The sequence below is a fragment of the Nocardia sp. NPDC052112 genome, assembly GCF_040680135.1.
Taxonomy (GTDB): Bacteria; Actinomycetota; Actinomycetes; order Mycobacteriales; family Mycobacteriaceae; genus Nocardia.
In genome coordinates, this window is sequence record NZ_JBFAWD010000034.1 from 26,127 (window position 1) to 44,782 (window position 18,656).

General features: G+C 65.6%; 16 protein-coding genes and 2 pseudogenes. 15 read left to right on the forward strand and 3 right to left on the reverse strand.

Translation table 11 applies throughout. The features are described from left to right. Positions 1-466: 466 nt before the first annotated feature. The 10 genes and pseudogenes from AB0L58_RS38465 to AB0L58_RS38510 all read left to right on the forward strand — a co-directional run. Positions 467-676, forward strand: a pseudogene (locus AB0L58_RS38465) (phytoene desaturase); the annotation flags it as partial. Further along, the gene (locus AB0L58_RS38470; RefSeq protein WP_364395361.1) at positions 673-1,230 is read left to right on the forward strand and encodes a squalene/phytoene synthase family protein; all 558 of its coding nucleotides are present in this window, start codon (positions 673-675) and stop codon (positions 1,228-1,230) included. The pseudogene AB0L58_RS38465 and the gene AB0L58_RS38470, both read left to right, overlap by 4 nt. After that, positions 1,227-2,012, forward strand: coding sequence for a lycopene cyclase domain-containing protein (locus tag AB0L58_RS38475; protein ID WP_364395363.1), 786 nt, complete (start codon positions 1,227-1,229; stop codon positions 2,010-2,012). Before AB0L58_RS38470 ends, AB0L58_RS38475 begins: the two co-directional genes overlap by 4 nt. Before the next feature lie 24 nt (positions 2,013-2,036). After that, positions 2,037-3,443, forward strand: coding sequence for a carotenoid oxygenase family protein (locus tag AB0L58_RS38480; RefSeq protein ID WP_364395365.1), 1,407 nt, complete (start codon positions 2,037-2,039; stop codon positions 3,441-3,443). 29 nt (positions 3,444-3,472) lie between these two features. Then, complete coding sequence (locus tag AB0L58_RS38485; RefSeq protein ID WP_364395367.1) at positions 3,473-4,900, forward strand: aldehyde dehydrogenase family protein; 1,428 nt, start codon at positions 3,473-3,475, stop codon at positions 4,898-4,900. Positions 4,901-5,879: 979 nt separating this feature from the next. Further along, positions 5,880-7,295, forward strand: a complete 1,416-nt coding sequence (locus AB0L58_RS38490; RefSeq protein ID WP_364395369.1) for a S8 family serine peptidase — start codon at positions 5,880-5,882, stop codon at positions 7,293-7,295. A 574-nt stretch (positions 7,296-7,869) separates the two neighbouring features. Further along, positions 7,870-9,528 (forward strand): protein kinase, encoded by a 1,659-nt coding sequence (locus tag AB0L58_RS38495; RefSeq protein ID WP_364395371.1) that lies wholly within the window; start codon positions 7,870-7,872, stop codon positions 9,526-9,528. Between the two features lie 178 nt (positions 9,529-9,706). Further along, positions 9,707-9,871, forward strand: coding sequence for a hypothetical protein (locus AB0L58_RS38500; protein ID WP_364395373.1), 165 nt, complete (start codon positions 9,707-9,709; stop codon positions 9,869-9,871). Between the two features lie 394 nt (positions 9,872-10,265). Then, positions 10,266-10,820: a hemerythrin domain-containing protein gene (locus AB0L58_RS38505; protein WP_364395375.1), complete on the forward strand. Its 555-nt coding sequence runs from the start codon at positions 10,266-10,268 to the stop codon at positions 10,818-10,820. Between the two features lie 66 nt (positions 10,821-10,886). Beyond that, positions 10,887-11,777, forward strand: a complete 891-nt coding sequence (locus AB0L58_RS38510; protein WP_364395377.1) for a helix-turn-helix transcriptional regulator — start codon at positions 10,887-10,889, stop codon at positions 11,775-11,777. A gap of 27 nt (positions 11,778-11,804) precedes the next feature. Here AB0L58_RS38510 and AB0L58_RS38515 read toward each other — a convergent pair whose 3' ends face one another. Together AB0L58_RS38515 and AB0L58_RS38520 are read right to left on the reverse strand one after the other, a co-directional pair. Further along, entirely contained in the window at positions 11,805-11,954 is a 150-nt protein-coding gene (locus tag AB0L58_RS38515; RefSeq protein ID WP_364395379.1) for a hypothetical protein, read from the reverse strand. A 224-nt stretch (positions 11,955-12,178) separates the two neighbouring features. Next, positions 12,179-13,615: a trypsin-like peptidase domain-containing protein gene (locus AB0L58_RS38520; protein ID WP_364395381.1), complete on the reverse strand. Its 1,437-nt coding sequence runs from the start codon at positions 13,613-13,615 to the stop codon at positions 12,179-12,181. 461 nt (positions 13,616-14,076) lie between these two features. Here AB0L58_RS38520 and AB0L58_RS38525 point away from each other — a divergent pair. The 3 genes and pseudogenes from AB0L58_RS38525 to AB0L58_RS38535 form a co-directional block, all read left to right on the forward strand. Continuing rightward, positions 14,077-14,684 (forward strand): annotated as a pseudogene (locus AB0L58_RS38525) (transposase); the annotation flags it as partial. 11 nt (positions 14,685-14,695) lie between these two features. Further along, on the forward strand, positions 14,696-15,094 hold the full coding sequence (locus tag AB0L58_RS38530; RefSeq protein ID WP_364395383.1) for a DUF4870 domain-containing protein: 399 nt from the start codon (positions 14,696-14,698) through the stop codon (positions 15,092-15,094). Positions 15,095-15,292: 198 nt separating this feature from the next. Continuing rightward, the gene (locus AB0L58_RS38535; RefSeq protein ID WP_364395385.1) at positions 15,293-15,796 is read left to right on the forward strand and encodes a hypothetical protein; all 504 of its coding nucleotides are present in this window, start codon (positions 15,293-15,295) and stop codon (positions 15,794-15,796) included. Positions 15,797-16,057: 261 nt separating this feature from the next. Here the strand turns inward: AB0L58_RS38535 and AB0L58_RS38540 are convergent, their stop codons facing one another. Continuing rightward, the gene (locus AB0L58_RS38540; protein WP_364395387.1) at positions 16,058-16,558 is read right to left on the reverse strand and encodes a tetratricopeptide repeat protein; all 501 of its coding nucleotides are present in this window, start codon (positions 16,556-16,558) and stop codon (positions 16,058-16,060) included. Between AB0L58_RS38540 and AB0L58_RS38545 the strand changes: the two genes are divergently transcribed. Further along, on the forward strand, positions 16,522-16,866 hold the full coding sequence (locus tag AB0L58_RS38545; RefSeq protein WP_364395406.1) for a hypothetical protein: 345 nt from the start codon (positions 16,522-16,524) through the stop codon (positions 16,864-16,866). The genes AB0L58_RS38540 and AB0L58_RS38545 overlap by 37 nt on opposite strands. A gap of 443 nt (positions 16,867-17,309) precedes the next feature. After that, positions 17,310-18,464 (forward strand): hypothetical protein, encoded by a 1,155-nt coding sequence (locus AB0L58_RS38550; RefSeq protein ID WP_364395389.1) that lies wholly within the window; start codon positions 17,310-17,312, stop codon positions 18,462-18,464. The last annotated feature ends 192 nt before the right edge of the window (positions 18,465-18,656 follow it).

The window sequence follows — 18,656 nt, forward strand, 5'->3', positions numbered from 1 at the left end:
CGGGCGTCACACGCTGGAAGCTCGAGTTCTCGAAACACGCTCTAAGATCCGGGTTGCTGCTGCACCCCCGAAGATCGAAATGGTCGGCAGCCGGAGGTGATTGCAATGCCGGCGACGGAAACAGATCCACCGGTCAGAGAGCTGCCAGCACAGGAGGTACTGATCCGTACGCGCGTTGATCGAGCCAGTCCTGCATGTTTCGGTGGGTTTGCTGGCCGATCCGTTGCGCCGGATGGCCGCCTACCACCTCGGGTGGTGGGACGCGGCAGGGACCCCGACACCGGACGCATCAGGGAAGGCCCTCCGGCCGGCCCTCGCACTGACCGCAGCCACCGTCTGCGGTGGCGACCCAGCGGCCGCCGCCGCGGTCGAGTCATTTCACAACTTCTCCACAAACCTCACACAGCGACCACAGGCCGAACATGTTCTGACGCAACAGGAGTGGCAGGCACGGGGCTGTCCCGGCGGCACTCCGTTCCGCGCCGCTCACACCTTCTGGCAGACCGGGCCGTTTCGGACTCCGAATCGCATCGGCGACAACATCATTCTCGCTGGGGCGGGCACCCATCCCGGCGTCGGAGTTCCCACGGCGCTGATCCGTGGCCGACTCGCCGCCGAACGCAGCACGGGCACCTCGGTGCCCGTCGCCCGTACCGCGCCGGGCAGACACCGATGAATCGCACCGACCGCCGCATCCTCGGCGCCGCAAGGATCACCGATCCTGGACTGCGGCAAGCATATGCACGCTGCCGCCGCCTACACGCGCGCCATGGGCGCAGCTACTATCTGGCGATTCTGTTGCTGCCGCCGTGGAAGCGGCCGTATGCGCACGCACTGTACGGCTTCGCGCGATTTGCCGATGAGATAGTCGACACCGAATCGGCGACCAGTCGCGCCGCGCATTTCGCCGGCTGGTCACGACAGGTGCTCGATGCGCCGACCGACGGAAACGGATCGGCCGACGACGTCACGATGGCATTGCGAGACACCATGCGGCGCTGGGATATTCCGATCGAGCACGTCACGGCGTTTCTCGGCTCGATGTGGGCTGATCGCACAGTAAGCGCCTACGAGACGATCGAGGATTTCAACCGGTACATGTACGGCTCGGCGGCAGTCATCGGGCTGCAGATGGTTCCCTTCCTCGGTCCCCTGCATGACGAGGCATATCCGCGCGTCCGCGCGTTGGGTGAGGCATTCCAGCTGCGCAGCTGGGAGGCCGGCCGATGACATATTTCGAGTTCCTCGCTTTTTTCCTCCTGCCGCCGCTGGTGCTCACGGCAACGCTGGCGGTCCGCGCGCTACGGCAGCAGGAGCCGGGAACCCCGCTGCGGCGGTTCGGTCCACTCACCCTGGCGCTACTCATACCGACCGCCTGGGTGTGGACCGTGCCGTGGGACAGCTGGATCATTCGGCATGGGGTGTGGTCGTACGGGCAGGGGCGATTCCTCGCCGCCCTGTTCCACGTTCCATACGAGGAGTTCGTGTTCATGGCCGCTCAGGCAGCCGTCGCGGGGCTGTGGACGACGTGGAACCTCGCACGCACACCCGAGCCGCCGCCTCGCGAACCGCATCGCACCTGGCGGGTGTCCTTCGCGGTCGCCTGGGCAGCAGCCGCTGCGGCAGGTCTCGGCCTGGTGCTGGTCGACCGACATGGCACGTATCTCGGCGCCACGCTGCTGTGGTTCGCCCCACCGCTCGCTCTCCAGAGTGCCGTCGGGGCCGATCTCCTGATGTCCCGACGCCGAACGCGAGTGTGGACGTTGATTCCGCTGCTTGCCTATCTGTGTGTGACGGACCGTATCGCCATCGGTGCCGGTGTCTGGCACATCTCGCCTGCCTCGACCTACGGGATCGAGATCCAGGGACTGCCGTTCGAAGAGATTGTGTTCTTCCTCATCACTTCCGTGCTGGTGACCAACGCCCTGATGCTCACCACCGACCCCGCGGTCCACGCTCGACTGCGTGCGCGATACCCGAAACGCCCTGCGCGGCAAGCCATTCGGGCTTGATTCCGACACCCCGAGGAGTTACCCGTGTCCACCGCAATCAGCCGAGCCGGCACAGTCAGCCCATACCTGCAGGGTGCCTTCGCTCCGGTCGACCGCGAGGTCACAGCCTACGATCTGCCGGTCGAAGGCCGGATTCCCGCAGAACTCGACGGCCTGTTCACACAGATCGGCCCCAACCCCGTGCAACCACCGAAGCATTCGACGCTCGAACGGTATTCCTGGTTCGCCCAGGACGGGATGGTGAGCGGCGTGCGCATCCAGGACGGCGGTGCCCGTTGGTTCCGTAACCGATGGGTGCGTTCCCGCCGCGTGGTCAGGGCTCTCGGTGAACGCCGGCCACCCGGACCGCGACACTTTCCGGTCGACACCGTCAACACCAACGTCATCGCCCACAACGGACTCTTGCTCGCCCTTGTGGAAACCGGCTGTCTGCCAGCGCACCTCAGCAGCACGCTCGAGACGATGGAGTACACCGATCTCGGTGGCGGCCTGCAACACGGTGTATCCGCTCATCCGAAGCTCGACCCGGTGACCGGAGAGCTTCACCTCTTGGCCTACTCGGCGCTGCGCCGATGGGCCGAATACCTGGTGCTCACCCCCGACAGCACTGTCTGCCATCGCCAACGCGTCCCGTTGGGTGGCCGGCCGATGGTGCACGATATCGCTCTGACGCCACACTACGTTCTGTTCTTCGACACGCCAGTGCGGTTCAGCCTCGAGGCGGCCGTTCGCGGCGCTCTCCCCTACACGTGGCACGACGGGCATCGGACACGGTTGGGTGTACTGCCGAGGCCGGGCGTCGATGCCCGGTTGCGCTGGTTCGACATCCCGGACGGGTTCGTCTTTCACATGGTGGGAGCCCATGAGCCGGATCCGGCGCATATCGAACTCACGGCAATCTGCTACGACCGCCTCTTCGACGGCGCCGAGGAGGACCCGATCGCCAACCGCGGGCACCTGTGGCGCTGGACCGTCGATCTGAATCAGGGCACTGCCACCGCCGATCAGATCGGTGATCGTCCGAATGAACTGCCGCGCAGCGACCCGCGACTGGTCGGCCAACCGATGCGCCACTACTACGCCCTCACGGTAGATGGTGCGACCGATGCGCCGGTATATCACCCGCATGCGCTGCTCCGGCACGACTTCCACACCGGAGAACCGCTGGTACGCCGACTACCACCGGGCCACGCTGCATCCGAACCCGTCTTCGTCCCCCACCCGGACCGGCCGGGAGAGGACGAGGGCTGGGTGGCGTACTACCAGCACGACCCGAACACCGACACCACGAAGCTGGTCTGGCTGCATGCCGCGGACTTCGCCGGCGAACCCGTCGCCACCATCGTGCTGCCGATCCGGATCCCGGTGGGCTTCCACTGTTCCTGGATCGAAGCGGACGACTTCGACCGCACCGACACTTCCTCGCAATGAGCGACTACCGACAACTGAAAGGGCCTGACATGTCCGACGAACTCATCGATGTGTCCAAATGCGTTTCCGAAATGCGTGTGGTGCAATCCGATTGGGAGTCCCTCGGTGTCACCGGTCGCGTGCGCTGGGTGCGCCGATACGCGAACTGGCTGCTGGACAACGCCGATCGTCTCACCGAGTCGCTCGTCTCCGAGTGCGGGAAACCCTTGGTGGAAGCGAAGGTCGAAGTCACCGTTCCGATCGACATCATCAAGTATTACTGTCGGCAGGCCGAAAAATCGTTGCGTACTCGGCATCCCGCGCCCCCGAATCTGCTCAACGCCGTCAAACGCGTCGATGTCGTGCACCGGCCCTACCCGGTGGTCGCGGTGATCACGCCGTGGAACTTCCCCCTGGGGTTATCTCTCCTCGATGCGATTCCGGCATTGCTGGCCGGGGCCGCGGTGGTGGTGAAACCCGCGCCGGCCACTCCGAACACGGTTGTCGCCGCCGTCGAAGGATGGGCGGAAATCGGTGCGCCCCCGGTGTTCACCGCGATCGCCGGAGATGACGACGCCGGGCGCCTATTGGTGGACGAGGCCGATTACGTCCAATTCACCGGGTCCACCGCGACCGGCAGGAAGATCGCACAGCGATGTGCCGAACGGCTGATCCCGTGTGGGCTCGAACTCGGCGGTAAGGATCCGGCGATCGTGCTCGCCGACGCCGATGTGGAACTGGCCGCCCACGGCATCGCCTGGGGTGCGCTGATCAACGCCGGACAGATGTGCACCTCGGTTGAACGGGTGTACGTCATGGATTCGATCTACGACTCGTTCGTGGAAACCCTTGCCACGCATGTCCGCTCCCTGCGGCGCGACCTGGACGTCAGTTCATTGGTGACTGCCGAGCAGTTCGAAGTGGTAAGCCGCCATCTCGCCGACGCGACGACTTCCGGTGCTCGAGTGCTCGCTGGGGGTGGGACAGAACCCGCGCAGCGATGGGTGGAACCTACTGTGCTGGTCGACGTCGACCAGACCATGACCTGCCTACGTGAGGAAACCTTCGGCCCACTCATCCCCATCGTTCGTGTCGGCGACGAGAGCGAGGCCGTGCGCCTGGCCAATACCACCACCTATGGGTTATCGGCCAGCGTGTGGTCGCGCGATATCCGGCATGCCGAACGGGTCGCCGCCCAGCTCGACGTGGGTGCGGTGAATATCAACGACGTCCACGCCAACCTGTTCTTCTTCGCCGCACCCATGGCTGGTTGGAAGGAATCCGGACTGGGCAGCCGCCTCGGCGGCGCCGACGGCATCGTCAAATACTGCCGCCCCCAGACGATCACGAAACCCCGCGCCCCGATCCCGCTCCAGCGGCACCTCCTCTGGTATCCATACACCGACTTCCGCACCAACGTGCTCGGCCGCACCCTGCGAGCCCTCGCTGCCACCGGCCGCCGTCGATTCCGCCGCTGAACCGGAAAGCTACTACGACGACCACCACTGACATTCTGAAATCGGATTACACACTCCTGCAACGGTTCACGACGGCAGAGCCCGCCAGATCCGCACCCGGCGCAGCCGAACCCTGGCCGCTGCCTATACCGCGAATCCCGACCTGGGAACCAAACCGGCAACCACACCACGATGGCCAGCATCGCTCAGTTATTGCCGAACCCGAGTTTCGCCTTGCCCGGCGTGGAACCAGCCCGCCGCGTGAACACGGCGGGCACGACGGCGAGACAGCGTGTCGTCGACCGCGACCGTGATCGGCGCACCAATGGTAAGTAGCTGGGACACAATCAGTTCCGCCATAACGAGGGCGACATACTGAGGGTTCCACCGCGCGTTGGAGAAGAATCGGAGGGCGCGGCTGTGGCGCCATATCCGGGCCACCCCCGGGTGCGCATCCGCACACGGTCTGCTCCACCCGGTTGGCGCACAGGCCGGCCAACATAATCGTGAACGTCTCGAAAGTCGGTGCGGTGAAACACATCCGGAATGTAGCCAGGACACGCATATGGGTGCCCGGTATGGTGAGGGCCCAGAGCATCGGTGGAACACGCTATCGTCAGCGACGGGTTGTACATGCACCGCCGACGCTCCACCAGTCAAACCCCGAAATACTTGCACGACACGCTGTTACGTCGCAGTAATCCTGACGGCGAAGCCGCCGTCACCGCCCGGTCGCCGACTTTCTCGAAAGTGCGAAAGTCGAGCGGTGAGAGGATAACGATGAGCGAGGACAACGAGAACGCCTGCTGGGTGGGTGTCGGAGCCGGCGCGGCCGCGGCCGGGCGCATCGCTGGGTCCGGCAAAATGATGCCGCCGATGCATCCCGGCCGCGGCCGGGGGGAGAAGGGGCGCGAACGTCCATGTGGCTGCAGCACGGCGACGACCTCTGGGACGGCAGTCTCGAGACCGGCGAGTCGATCGAGGTGAGTCAGTGCGACGGATGATGCGATCAGTGCTTGCGGTGTTGGCGAGCTGTGCCCTCCTGACGCCCCTCGGCAGTCCCGCTGAAGCGACCCCTGGGCCGGACTCGGAAGAGTGGTGGTTCGATTCCTTCGCCATCGAGAGCATCGTCTGGCCGCTGACGACGGGCGCCGGCGTCACCGTTGCCGTATTGGACACCGGCGTGAACGCGGATCTGCCCGAGTTCGACGGTGTGGTGCTGCCCGGTGCCGATTTCGAAGGGACCGGGACGGACGGCAGGCGGGATATCGATCCGGAGAGCGGCCACGGTACCGGCATGGCGAGTCTGATCGCCGCGCAAGTTGGGGGACCGACCAACTGGGTGGGGATCGCCCCTGAAGCGCGGATCCTCCCAGTCGTCGACCGAGAATCGTCACCCGACGTGGAAGCCCGGTCCATTCGTTATGCCGTAGACCATGGGGCGAAGGTCGTCAGCATGTCGCACGCCGACATCGCGACCGCCTACCCCGATCATTGCCCTCCCCAGGTTCTCGATGCGGTCGCGTACGCGGCGAAGAAGGATGCCGTTCTCGTTGCCGGCGCCGGGAATGACGGCGACGGCGGTAACGACCCTCAATATCCGGCCGCCTGTCCCGGCGTCGTAGCGGTCGGCGCGTACGACCACGAGGGCGATGCGTGGGAGAAGACACAGCGGCAGGACTACGTCACGGTCGCCGGACCGGGTGTCGATGTCGGGTCGATCGGCAAGGACGGCCGGCTCTACCACCACGGGTACGGGACCAGCCAGGCGACGGCGCTCGTCGCGGGTGCGGTGGCGTTGATCCGCTCGGAGTTCCCTGACGAGTCCGCACGGCGGATCGTGCAGCGGATCACGGCGACAGTCACCGACGTGGGCCCCTCCGGCAGGGACGATCAGACGGGCTATGGAGCCCTCAGCCTGCGCAATGCGTTGCGGCAGAACGTTCCGACCACCGCGCCCAACCCGGTCTACGAACGCCTGGACAAGGCACTCGCCGCGCAGGGCACGACACCGGTCGCCGGCACGAGCACGCCCGCTGCGTCGCATACAAATGGCTCGTCGCCGCTTTCCACCGTCCTCACCTTCGTCGTCGTTTTCGCAGTCATCATCCTGGGCATCGTGATCGCCACCGTCATCAAGAGCAGCCGTCGGCCGCCGTCGCCTCCAGCACCAGGCCCCTTCTCATCCGGCTACGGCCGATACCCGGCAGAGGGGTCGCCGCCATTCGGACCACAGCAGTCGGGTCCACTGCCGGGCGCCGGCCCGCACCCGGCGTACGGGCCGTCGAATCAGGGACCTCCGCCCGCATTCGGACCGTCGGAGACGCAGGAGCCCCCACGCGACGGATCGAGGCCGTCTCTCGAGCCGCCAGATCACGGTCCACCCGCCGGATATGGCCGGTCGGGCGGCCAGTAGCGAGACCGACCGGGCGCCTGACCGCGGGAGTACCGAAAATCCTCATTGCGCGCTCGGCGTACGCGGGAGAAGCGAGCCTGGTTTCCTGTCCGGGCGAAGTTTCAACAGATCGTCGGTTCTGACATACAGAGCGGTGGCGAGGCGCGTCTACGTCATTGCTCACAACCTGGATCTACGACACCCTCGCCCGCCTATCACCTCGATCCGCCGAATATGTTGCCTGGCAATCTATTTCGCGTCACCCACCACTCGCAACCATCAGCGACGACCGTCATCCAGGCGGCATACGCCGCCCAGCAACGCACCACAACCCTGGGAATCTATCGTCTGGTAGCCGTCCACCCTGCCGATATCCGAGCTGGTCCGGCTCGTCTGCGGTGGTGGCCGTGCCGGTCGCGGGTAGGTGCTCGCCGCGTAGCGCGGTCTGGATCTGCTCGGCGCGGGTCGCGAGATCGCGTTGACGCCCAGCCCGTTTGCGGGTGCCCCGGATCGCGGACCGGCTCGACCGGGCGCCCAGCACGGCCGGGTTCGGATATGCTCGCGACGCCGTGCGGTGTAGGAAACGGGGGAGTTGGTGGCGCAACTTGATATCGGATCGACCTTCGCGGACTTCGCTATCGAGGGGGTTTTGGGCCGAGGCGGCATGGGCTCGGTGTATCTGGCCCGGCATCCGCGGCTGCCGCGGCAACTCGCGCTCAAGCTGCTGAATCGGGAGGTCTGTGCCGACCCGGAGATGCGCCGCCGCTTCGAGCAGGAAGCCAGTGTCGTTGCCCGCATGGAACATCCGGGAATCGTGGGGATCTACGATCGCGGGATCCACGACGAACAGCTGTGGATCGCCATGCAGTACATCCACGGTACCGATGCCGCGCAACTGTCACCGGATCAGCTGACTATCGAGCGAGTGCTGCGGATCCTCACCGGCTGCGCCGCCGCGCTCGATTACGCGCACTCGCGCGCTGTGCTGCACCGCGACATCAAACCGGCGAACATTCTGCTCGCCGCCCCGGAGACCGGGCTCGAGGAACGCGCGGTGCTCACCGATTTCGGGATCGCGCGGGTATTGGGCGCCGCCACCCGGCTCACCGCGACCGGAACCTTCACGGCCACCCTCGCTTTCGCGGCGCCGGAACAGCTGGCCAGTTCCGAAGTGGATCATCGCACCGACCAATATTCCTTGGCCTGTACGCTTTTCACGCTGCTGGCCCACCGCACGCCCTTCGATGCCGAACATCCCGCGCAGGTCATCGCCGGACACCTGAGCATGCCGGCACCGCCGGTAACCCGATTCCGCCCCGATCTGCCGCCCACGCTGGATCAGGTGCTGGCCCGGGGCATGGCCAAGGAGCGCGAGCAGCGGTTCGGCAGCTGCGTGGAATTCGCCGCGGCCGTGCAGAATGCGTTGCGAGGACGGCCGGCGGCGGAAGCTGCGCGCATGGCGGAAACCATTGTGGCGCAGGGGTATCCGACCGCATCGCAGCAAGCCACGGCGGCGCGGCATGTCACGACACCGCCAACGGTAATCGGCGCCGGGTCACCTATGGTTGCGCAGACCCCTACCGCGGCCATGCGTTCGAGGCAGACTCCACCCGGATCGCTTCCGGCAGCGGCGGTTCCGGCAGGAGCGATTCTGTCCACCGCGATCCCCGGCACCCCGTTCCCAGCGGCACCCCCGCGCGAGGCCAGCGGTTGTCGCTCTCTGATCATCGGACTGGGATCCGTTGTGACGGTACTGGCGCTGGCCGTGGCGGGTGTTGTGGGGTACGCGGTGTACGACTCGAAGCATCCCAGTTGGAACAGTGACCAGCAGCGCATCGCAGCAGCCTTCCCGAAACTGGCGCCCGGCAAGCCGAAACAGCCCGGCTGGCACGACACCACCTGCGCGGGGTCCTCTGACAACTATGAGAAGGCAGAAATCTACTGCGTCAGCGCGGACAAGAATTTCCGCCTCACCCTGCGCTATTTCGACACCCCCGAGGCCGCGGACCAGGATATCCACGCGCCGTCCACGCACGAACAGCCGCGCACCGAAATCCACCCCGACGTCCCCGAACCGATGAAGCTGATATTCACCGACCCCACGGATCGGTACAATCGGGCCAGCGTGATCTACACCGGATTCAGCATGGATTCCGACCGCAACCGGTTCACGGTGGAAATCCAGCAGTACGAGACCCCCTCCGACGACGATCAGAAGCTGTCTCTCTGGAAGTCCATGCCGCTCAGTATGTGACGCACGTCCGCCCCGAAGGCGTTGGCGCAGTTCGCTGTCGAGTGTGCGGCAGCGTCGAGCAGGGCTTCGGCAATGGGACCGCCACCAGAAGATCCGCTCGGCCCCAGCTGGTTCTGGACGCGACATCGCGGCGGACCACCGATGCGTCGGCTCCTCGCGTAGCGGATTGGTGGGTCGGGTGGCTGAGGCCGTTGCGGTCGCCGACCCGCGCAGTGGCCTGTTCGACATCTACCGGCAGGCCCAGCACTGTTGCGAGCCGGCGCAGGACGACGGCTTCGCCGAGGCCGACAACCTCGCCGGAATCGCTCCGCGACCTACGTCGACCGTCGCGCCGATCGGCTGACCTGCACGTCGACGACGGCCCGGTCGCCTTGGCCGCCGACGGCGAGGTCGATACCCGTGGCAATGACTTCACCTTCACCAGCCGCCCCGCGACACTCACCCTGTTCCGTCGGATCGATCCGAGTTGATCGGTGCGTCGGTCCGCGACGACGGATTCGCCGCACGCGCGGGTCCGCGCCGCGCCGCTGTCGGTGGCCGGGCGGGGTGAAACCGTATAGGCCCAGGTCATAGCATTCGGCCAGGGCATCGACTAGAGGAGCTCCGGCACGGTCCATAGTGTGGGCCTACCCAGGGATGCAGCGGGCGAACGGCTCGGCTGGCGGGTTTGCCCGTGGCGCGCTGGTCGGCCTTCGGAGGAAGATGTGTAGTACTCCGCCGCAGAAATGAGGTGCACGATGGGAAAGCTGGATCAGAATGTGATCGATCTGCTGACTGCCCAGCACGAGCAGATCCGGCGCCTGCTCGACAAGCTGAAATCGGGCCAGGACGACAAGCGGGAACTGTTCACCGAGCTGGTGCGCCTGATGGCCGTGCACGAAACCGCCGAAGAGGAGGTCGTGCACTCGGTGGCACGACGCGCGTCCTTCGGCGCCGACGACATCATCAGACCCAGATTGGCCGAGGAAAACGCGGTCAAGCAGGCGCTGGCCGAACTGTACGACATGGGTGTGGACCATCCCGATTTCGAAGCGAAACTCGCCGAATTCGCCGATAAGGTCACCGACCACGCCGCACACGAGGAGACCGAGGAATTCCCCTTCCTGCTCAAACAGTTCTCGGTGAACCAACTCGAGCGCTGGGCGGGCATGGTGCGCGCCGCCGAGAGAGTCGCCCCGACCCGACCACATCCGCATGCCGGCGAAACCGGTCTGGCGAACCTGGTGACGAGCCCGCCGCTGGCCGTATTCGACCGAGCCAGGGACGCCCTGCGCGATATGCGCTCGCGCTGAAACTATTACTGACAGCACCTGGATACCTGTAGCCCGGTACGGGACGATCAGGGGATGACGGATGTTGTGGATGTGCGGGCCGTACGCAAGGCTCGGCGTGCTGAGCTGGGCGCCTTCCTGAAATCACGGCGCGCCCGGATTACGCCCGAGGATGTCGGCCTCCCGCCCGGCCCTCGTCGTCGTACCCCTGGCCTGCGCCGCGAGGAGGTCGCCCAACTGGCCGGGATAGGCGTGACGTGGTATACGTGGCTCGAGCAGGGCCGCCAGATCAATGTCAGTGTGCAGGTTTTGAATGCGGTGGCGCGGACCTTGTCTCTGGATGCTGCGGAGAAGGCTCACCTGTATCGGCTCGCGGATGTGCCGACGGTGCCGACCGCGCATACGGGAACCGCTTTGCCGGAGGAGCTTCAGGTGATTCTGGATCATTTGGAGCCGTTGCCTGGTGTGGTGTTGAGTGCGCGTTATGATGTGCTCGCCCATAACAAGCCGTACGAGGCTCTGTGTCCGGGTTTCCTGCTCGGTGAGCGCAACGTTGCCCGTCGTATTTTCTTGACCCCGCAATGCTGCAATACCTATCACCACAATTGGGATGATCTGCGTCGTATGGTCGGCTATCTGCGTGGTGCGTACGCGAAGAATCTGGGTGATCCTGGCTGGGAGGGTTTCATCGCCGATTTGTGTTCGGAGAGTGAGGCTTTCGCGTCTTTGTGGGCCAGGAATGATGTGGCTGTTCCGGCGAGTCGGACCAAGCAGGTCCGTAATTTGGCGGTCGGTGAGCTCGAAATGTATTTGACGAGTATGTCGTTGCCGTCGGTTCCGCATGCGTGGATACAGATTTATACCCCGACCGATGAGGTGGCTTGGGGGAAGTTGCGGGAGTTGTTGGCGATGAGCGAGGAGGAGCGGCAACGGCCTTGGATCGAGCATCGCGAGCAGTACCACGCCGCCGCGGGGTAGCGGCGGAGTCGTTCATCCGTCCGCGTCTCAGCGCAGATCCTTGATTTCCTTTGTGCTATCGGACAGCTCATCGACCGAAGCGGGTTCGGGCACGACGCTGTTCTTGCGGTACCGTTCGAGGACTCCAGACCGAACCACATCGATCTCGAGATATCCAGGAGCCCAGCGCTGGTCCACCGCGTCACCATCAAGGCGCTGCGTTCACCGGCTCTTCTCGGCGGATATATAAGACGCCTGCCGCATACGGTCGAGCAGCTCGGCGGGCAGGCCGGCGCTCGGGCGACCGTAGGTGACGGCCAGGTCGAAGGGGGTGACGCGGTGGACCGACCAGTCGTGCTGAGACAGCCGGTCCGCCGCCCTGCCGGACTTGTTCCGGCAGGGCGGGACACAGAGTTACACGGTTAGAGCACCTGACCGCAGGAGCGGCAGAACTTGGCGACGGGCTCCGCCTTGGTTCCACAGTTCCCGCAGAAGTCGGGGTGTGTGGTCGGCGACTGCATGGTCGCCACCCCGGCGTTCGACGGCACGGCCTGCGCGCTCGCCCACGGCGTTTCCGCAACACCCGCGGCCACCCCGGTGCCCGGTGCCCCGGACTGTGCGACCGGGTACTGGTTCTGTTCGGCCGGCCGACGACGACCGCGGATCAGCAGCACGATCCCGCCGATCGCTGCGACGCCCGCCGCGGTGCCACCGGCGATCAGGTACCAGAGCATGTTGTTCCGGGACGGGTTGCCCCAGTCGCCGAACTTGTCGCGCATCTGCGCGGCCGATGTCCGCATTTCGCCCGCCTTCGGGTGATTCGGCGACAATGACGACACCTGATAGAAGTCCGTGATCGCGTCGGTGTACTTGCCGGAGTAGTACGCGGTCAACCCGTCACGGTAGGCGGTGTCCACTGCTGCCCGTGCCGGCTGGACGCCGTTGCGCTTCATCAATTCCGACAACCCGGTGGCCGGCGCGATGAAGTTGAACGGCTGAGACTCGCCGACGATGGTGAAGCTGTTCACCCCGATCACTCGACCGTCGTCTCCAACGGTCGGACCACCGCTCATGCCTGGAGACACGGGGGCGCTGATCTCGTACACCGGCACGCTGCCCTGGGTCTTCTTCGAGCTGACCGCACCTTCCTTGTTCGACGGCTCCGAGGACTCGTCCGTCACCAGGTTGGTGCTGGCGGGGTAGCCGACCGACATCACCTGATCGCCGATCCTGACATCAGTGTCCGTTGCGAGCTCGGCCGAGGCGAGGTTGTGCGCCTCCACCTTCAACAGGGCGACATCGCCTTGGCCGAGCGAGCGGTAATCGACGACACGGGCGGGCAACGCCTCGCCCTTCCCGCGGCCGAGATGCACCGTCATCTGAAGATCGAGCGGCGACCCCTTGGAATCGCCTTCCACGGTCCAGTTCTTCGAGCCGAACTCGTAGAATTCTTCGGCGCTGACCTGCGGGCGGCGGCCGTGCGCATCCAGCGCGGCCTGCTGAATGTAGGCGTCGCGGAGGGACTGCGATCCGGGTCCGGTGTCGACGCAATGTCCGGCTGTGGCGATATAACCATCGGGGTTGACTACGAACCCGGTGCAGCTCCCATCGAACGTGTACGGCTGTCCGCTGTTGAACACGTTGCCCTGCTCATCGACGACGTAGCCACTGACGTGCATGTCGATGGACGTGATCGCCGGCCGAATCAACGCGGTGGCCTTCTCCATCTGATTGGGCGGATGCAGATCGGCGGGCCTGGCGCCGACGTCGGTGGTGGAGCATGCCGTGCCGGCACCCAGCAACAGCAGCGATAGAGTCGAAACGGCGGCGATCTTGGACCGCGACCAACGACGGGACATGGATTCTCCTCGGGGTGGGTTCTATGCGAATTCGACGATCGAACTGCGCTCGCCGGATGGACATCCGGAGCAGGAGCGGCTGATCGGCCGGCCTACCGATGACCCTGCAGCAGCATCGCGGTGCTGCCGGAAACTGTGGTCGCGCTTTTATTTCCAAGGGGTGTCGGCCTGCACATCTATGGTCGAGAACAATCGGCACCGAGAAAACGGACCCTAGGTGGTGATATCCCTACCCTGCTCGGACTACTGCCGGCTACACGCATGCCCGATAGGAGAGTGATCTGTCGAGCAAGGGCCGCGCGTCGAATTGTTTCGTCCCAGTCTTCATCGTGTCTCCGATATTGCGGGATACTTCTCGGTGGCGCGGCGAGATGTCGTGGTGGCCTGTTCCCATTGAATGAGACCTCTCGGTTTTAGAGTCCTGTTGGCCCTGGTGAGGGTTGGAGGGGACATTGAGGGACATGGCAGGACGTAAGCGGCATTCCGCGGAGGACATCGTGGGCGAAGCTGCGCCGTGCCGACGAGTTGGCCGCTGCCGGGCAGACGGGTGAGCAGATCGCGGCTGATCGGGGGGGGTGTCGGCGGCGACGTTGTACAACTGGCGCCGCCAGTACGGCGGGGTCGACACCGACGCCGCGAAGGAACTCAAAGAGCTGCGGGAGCAGAACGCCAGGTTGAAGCGGCTGCTGGCGGACGCGGAGCTGGAGAAGGACGCGTTGCGGGAGATCGCGAAGGGAAAATTTTAGGCCCGGCTGGCAAGCGGCGGGCTGTTGAGATGCTCAGGCAGGTGTTGGGCATGTCGGAACGGTTCGCGTGCAAGGTGGTTGGGCTGGCTCGGTCCACGTATCGGCGGCTGCCGGTCGCGCTGACCCTCGCCGATCCGGATGCCGGGTTGCGGGTCTGGCTGCGTTACTACGCGGTGAAACATCCGGGTCACGGGTTCCGTCGGGCCTGGGCGGCGCTGCGGTTCGACGAGGGCAGCGAGGTGAACAAGAAACGGGTGCACCGGCTCTGGCGCGAGGAAGGTTTCGTGCTGAAACCTGGGATCGGTAGGAGGCGCGCGCGGCATCTACTTACCCCATGACATCTTCTCAACCTCCCACGAACCAACCACAGCCCGCCGGCTTGGACAAAAAGACCAGCGCGATCCTGTCCTACGCACTGGGGTGGCTCACCGGAATCATCTTCCTATTCGTGGGAAAGAACGATCCCGATGTGAAATTCCATGCTTCGCAATCGATCGTCTTCTTCGGGGCGGTCTCGGTGGTCAATATTGTGCTGAGCATCGTCGGCTCGCTCCTCGGAGCCCTCGGGATCATCTTCAGCCTCGCCGGACTCGCAGTCGCGGTCTTCGCGCTCGTCGTCTGGATCATGGCCATGGTCCAGGCGAACAACACCGGCGGTGTCCGCGCAGAGCTCCCCATTATCGGAAAATTCACCGCCCCATATGCCGATCACTTGGCCAACTCGATCAAGTAGCGGCATATTCGAAGTCCCCAGCTGGATTTCGTCATCGAGGATGCCGTCGGCAGCCCTGCCGGCGGCCAGATGCAACAGTCCGAAGATCAACGGCCCGAGGCTATCTCGGGCCGTTGGCGTCCACGCGAAACGTGCGGAACTGCCGATTACTGCATGGCCACTGACTACCCGAAATGGGTTGGCCGGCAACGTTTCCCGATGTGCGTTCTGTCGATCGGCGAAGCGGCGGGGTCGGATTCGGGTGAACTCGGCACGGTGCGTGACTACAGCTCGAGCATCCGGCCCGGCCATCACCAATACTCCGTCGGGGTGCTGCTCGAACATGGCGGACCCATCCAAGCCAAGTATCGAACAAATGTTCGAGAATGGGGTAGGCTGGCTCGGGTGAACACACATTCGACTGCATTGGCACCGGATGCTCCGGCGCGAGGATGGTCAGAACTGGCCGATGTCGACTTGCTGCGCACCCTCGTCGAAACCGAACGCCGCCAGCGTCGATTGGGTGCGGCCATGGTCGCGGCCGTCGCCGAGGCCGAGCGCCGTGGTCTCGCCGCCGACACCGGCTACCGGGACACAGCGGAGCTCTTGAGTGATCTGCTGCGGATCAGTGCCTCCGAGGCGCGTCGGCGAATCGAATTCGCCGCTCCGCGGGTCCGCTCACGTGCCAGAAAGGCGTGGAGGGCGGTGGCGGCGGCAGGTTGACGCGGAGCCTGGGTGCGGGACGGTGGATCCAAAGGTGTTTCCGGCCCGATTCGCTGAACCCGGTTCAGCTAGGGGTGGAGGCAGCCGGTCGCGATTGCCGATGAGGTAGTGGTTTCTGTTCGAGCTCGAGGCGCGGCTCGAACTGTCGCTGTAGGGCCAAAGGTCAACGCGGCGAGATCATCTCAGCCACGTGCACGCGTGCTCCTGCCGAATACGGACGTTCGGCAGGAGCACGGATGGCGGTCGTGGTGAGTAGTTCGGTTACGGTTCTCTGGCTTGGTCGAGGTGTTGGCGGAGGGCGGTGGCGGGGTCGAGAGCATCGAGTGCAGTCTGCACGGTGTGGTCGGGGAGATGTCGGCGTTGCTCGGTGAGCAGGCGGATATCACGGGGGTCGAAGTTGCCGGTCAGGTCCCGCCAGCTGAGGGTGGCGTCGAGGAGCACGGTGAACGCCTCGCCACGGCGGCCGATCTCGGCCAGCAACCGGCCCAGTGCGGCGGCCGCCCAGGAGGCGCTGCGGACGTCGCCGTTATCCCGGTATGCCTGCAGGGCTCGGCGGTAGTGGTCCTCGGTCTGCCCGAAACGCCCCTGATTCTGAGCCACGATGCCCAGCTGGTGGTAGGTGCTCGCGGTGCCGTGCCGACCCCGAACTCCACGAATAGGTCCAGCGCTTGACGGGCCGCGGGCCCGCAGGCGCAGCGCGGGAAGCCCAGTCGTGATGGAGGAGGGTGTCGAACCATGCCGCGCCGACGGTGAGGCGATCACGATCGACGACGACCGTAGAGAAGTCGGCGTACGGGCCCGCCGCCCCCGCCTATCTGGAGGTGGACGAGTTCGGGGTGTGGCGGGACTCGGGTGATCAGCCGTGCTGCCGCAAGACGGTGGACACCGCAGTGCACCAGGCGGCAGCCCAGCGGCGCCCGCGCGGGTGGTATCCGGGCCAGACGCCGCGCTACTGGTCGTCGGCGCGCGCGTTTTCTGATCGGATGTGCGGTGATCGGGTCGGCGCGGTAGGTGTCGCCGTCGGGTTCGATGACGTCGAAACAGTGGTTTTCGAGTCGGGCGCACGATAGATGTCGAACGCCGCGAACGCTGCCGAGACAGGATCGTCAGCGCTGACGTCGATATCCCAGGGGGCGTAGTACTCCTGCACGATGGGGCTCCTGGTCCGATGGGGTTAGCGGCGCAGCCACTGGGTGAAGGTCATGTATTCGGGGAGTGCGGCTATTCCCGGCGAAGCCGTGCTGGTGCCCCGGCGTCGGACCGGCTGGCCCATATGTCGCCGAGCGGACGTTCAGGGATGGCCGAGTCAGTGAAAGTCGTGTCAGCGACGGAAGCGTCCGACGAACGCGCGGTGATGCCGATGACCGCGCACGCAGGAGGGTCGCCGTCTCGGGATCGTGTACCGCGGCCTGGCGCCGTGACAGGGCTCGAAACCACAGAGATCTCTCACAAGTCATGGGAGCGAGGCCCGACCCGGCCCAGTAGCGTCCAGGGCGAACGAAGGAGATCGGACATGACTGGTGGGCGCAACGGATTCCTGCTGCTCGGTGGTGCGGCGTCGGTCGGGGCGGGTGCGTTGCACCTGTTCGCCGCGGGACTGCATACCGAGCACGCCACCCTCGCCCGGCTGATGGTCGTGCTCGCGGCAGCACAATGCGCGGCCGGGCTGCTGGCGTCGGTGAGCACGCGAAAGGCTATGCCGGTCACGGTGATCGGGGTGAACCTCGTTGCGATCGCGATCTGGGGGTACACCCGGTTCGCGGGGCTGCCATGGCCCGACGGCCTCGACACGGCGGAGGCGCCGCAGTTCCTCGACAGCACGTGCGCGGCGCTGGGGCTGCTCGCGATCGCCGGTGCAACCGTCGCCCTGGCGCGCCCCGGAGCGACACTGCCCACGGCATCGACCGCGACCGCCGCCGGTCTGGCCGGCGCCCTCGCCGTGGCGGCGATGCTCGGCGGCGCCGGACACGTGCACAGCCACGACGCCGGCGACCATACCCATGCCGGCGGCGACCACACCGACCACGGGACCGGCACCGCATGGCCGCGGCCGTGGGATCCGGCGACCCCGGTCGATATGTCCGGCGTGCCGGGCGTGACCGCCGCGCAGGAGCAGCGCGCGACCGCCCTGATACGCAGCACCCTCGACCAGCTGCCCGCGTTCGCCGACGTCGGTTCCATCGGCGCACTGGGCTTTCGCTCCATCGGCGACTCGGCCACCGGTTACGAGCACTACATCAACACCGGCTACATCCGCGACGACCGATTCCTCGACGCCACCCACCCGGAGTCGCTGGTTTATCGGGTCGACGGCGCCGATCGGACCCTGGTCTCGGCGATGTACATCGCCAAGGGCAAGAAGATCGACGACACCGATCTGGTGGACTACGGCGGGCCCCTGATGCAGTGGCACGTCCACGACAACCTCTGCTGGAAGACCGGCGCCGACGGTCCTCAGGTCGCCGGTGTCACCGACGCCCAGGGCAACTGCCCACCCAACTCGATCAACCCCGGCGCGGGCAATCCGATGATCCATGTCTGGATCACCGCCAACCAGTGCGGACCGTTCGCGGCCCTCGAAGGCCACGGCGCAGGGCAGGCAGCCACCACCGTGGACGGCCGCCGCACCGACACCTGCTCCCACGATCACACCGGCGGGCACCGCTGAGCGGCCCGCGCCCCGGCGTGAACTCGTATGCGGCCCGTTACTCCCGAAAAGGCCAGCGCTGCTGCGGAACTCACTGGATCAATGAATGACAAGCTGTCGGCGTCGCCTGCAGCGGGTGCACCACAGAACTCGCCAGAGGTTGGACTGCGACGCGACACCAAGCACCGGCACTCCCCACGCGGACGCCGAACG

Coding starts and splice junctions, on each gene's coding strand:
- AB0L58_RS38470 (WP_364395361.1), top strand. CDS start 673: ATGAATCGCACCGACCGCCGCATCCTCGGCGCCGCAAGGATCACCGAT.
- AB0L58_RS38475 (WP_364395363.1), top strand. CDS start 1,227: ATGACATATTTCGAGTTCCTCGCTTTTTTCCTCCTGCCGCCGCTGGTG.
- AB0L58_RS38485 (WP_364395367.1), top strand. CDS start 3,473: ATGTCCGACGAACTCATCGATGTGTCCAAATGCGTTTCCGAAATGCGT.
- AB0L58_RS38490 (WP_364395369.1), top strand. CDS start 5,880: ATGATGCGATCAGTGCTTGCGGTGTTGGCGAGCTGTGCCCTCCTGACG.
- AB0L58_RS38505 (WP_364395375.1), top strand. CDS start 10,266: ATGGGAAAGCTGGATCAGAATGTGATCGATCTGCTGACTGCCCAGCAC.
- AB0L58_RS38520 (WP_364395381.1), bottom strand. CDS start 13,615: ATGTCCCGTCGTTGGTCGCGGTCCAAGATCGCCGCCGTTTCGACTCTA.
- AB0L58_RS38530 (WP_364395383.1), top strand. CDS start 14,696: ATGACATCTTCTCAACCTCCCACGAACCAACCACAGCCCGCCGGCTTG.
- AB0L58_RS38535 (WP_364395385.1), top strand. CDS start 15,293: ATGTGCGTTCTGTCGATCGGCGAAGCGGCGGGGTCGGATTCGGGTGAA.
- AB0L58_RS38550 (WP_364395389.1), top strand. CDS start 17,310: ATGACTGGTGGGCGCAACGGATTCCTGCTGCTCGGTGGTGCGGCGTCG.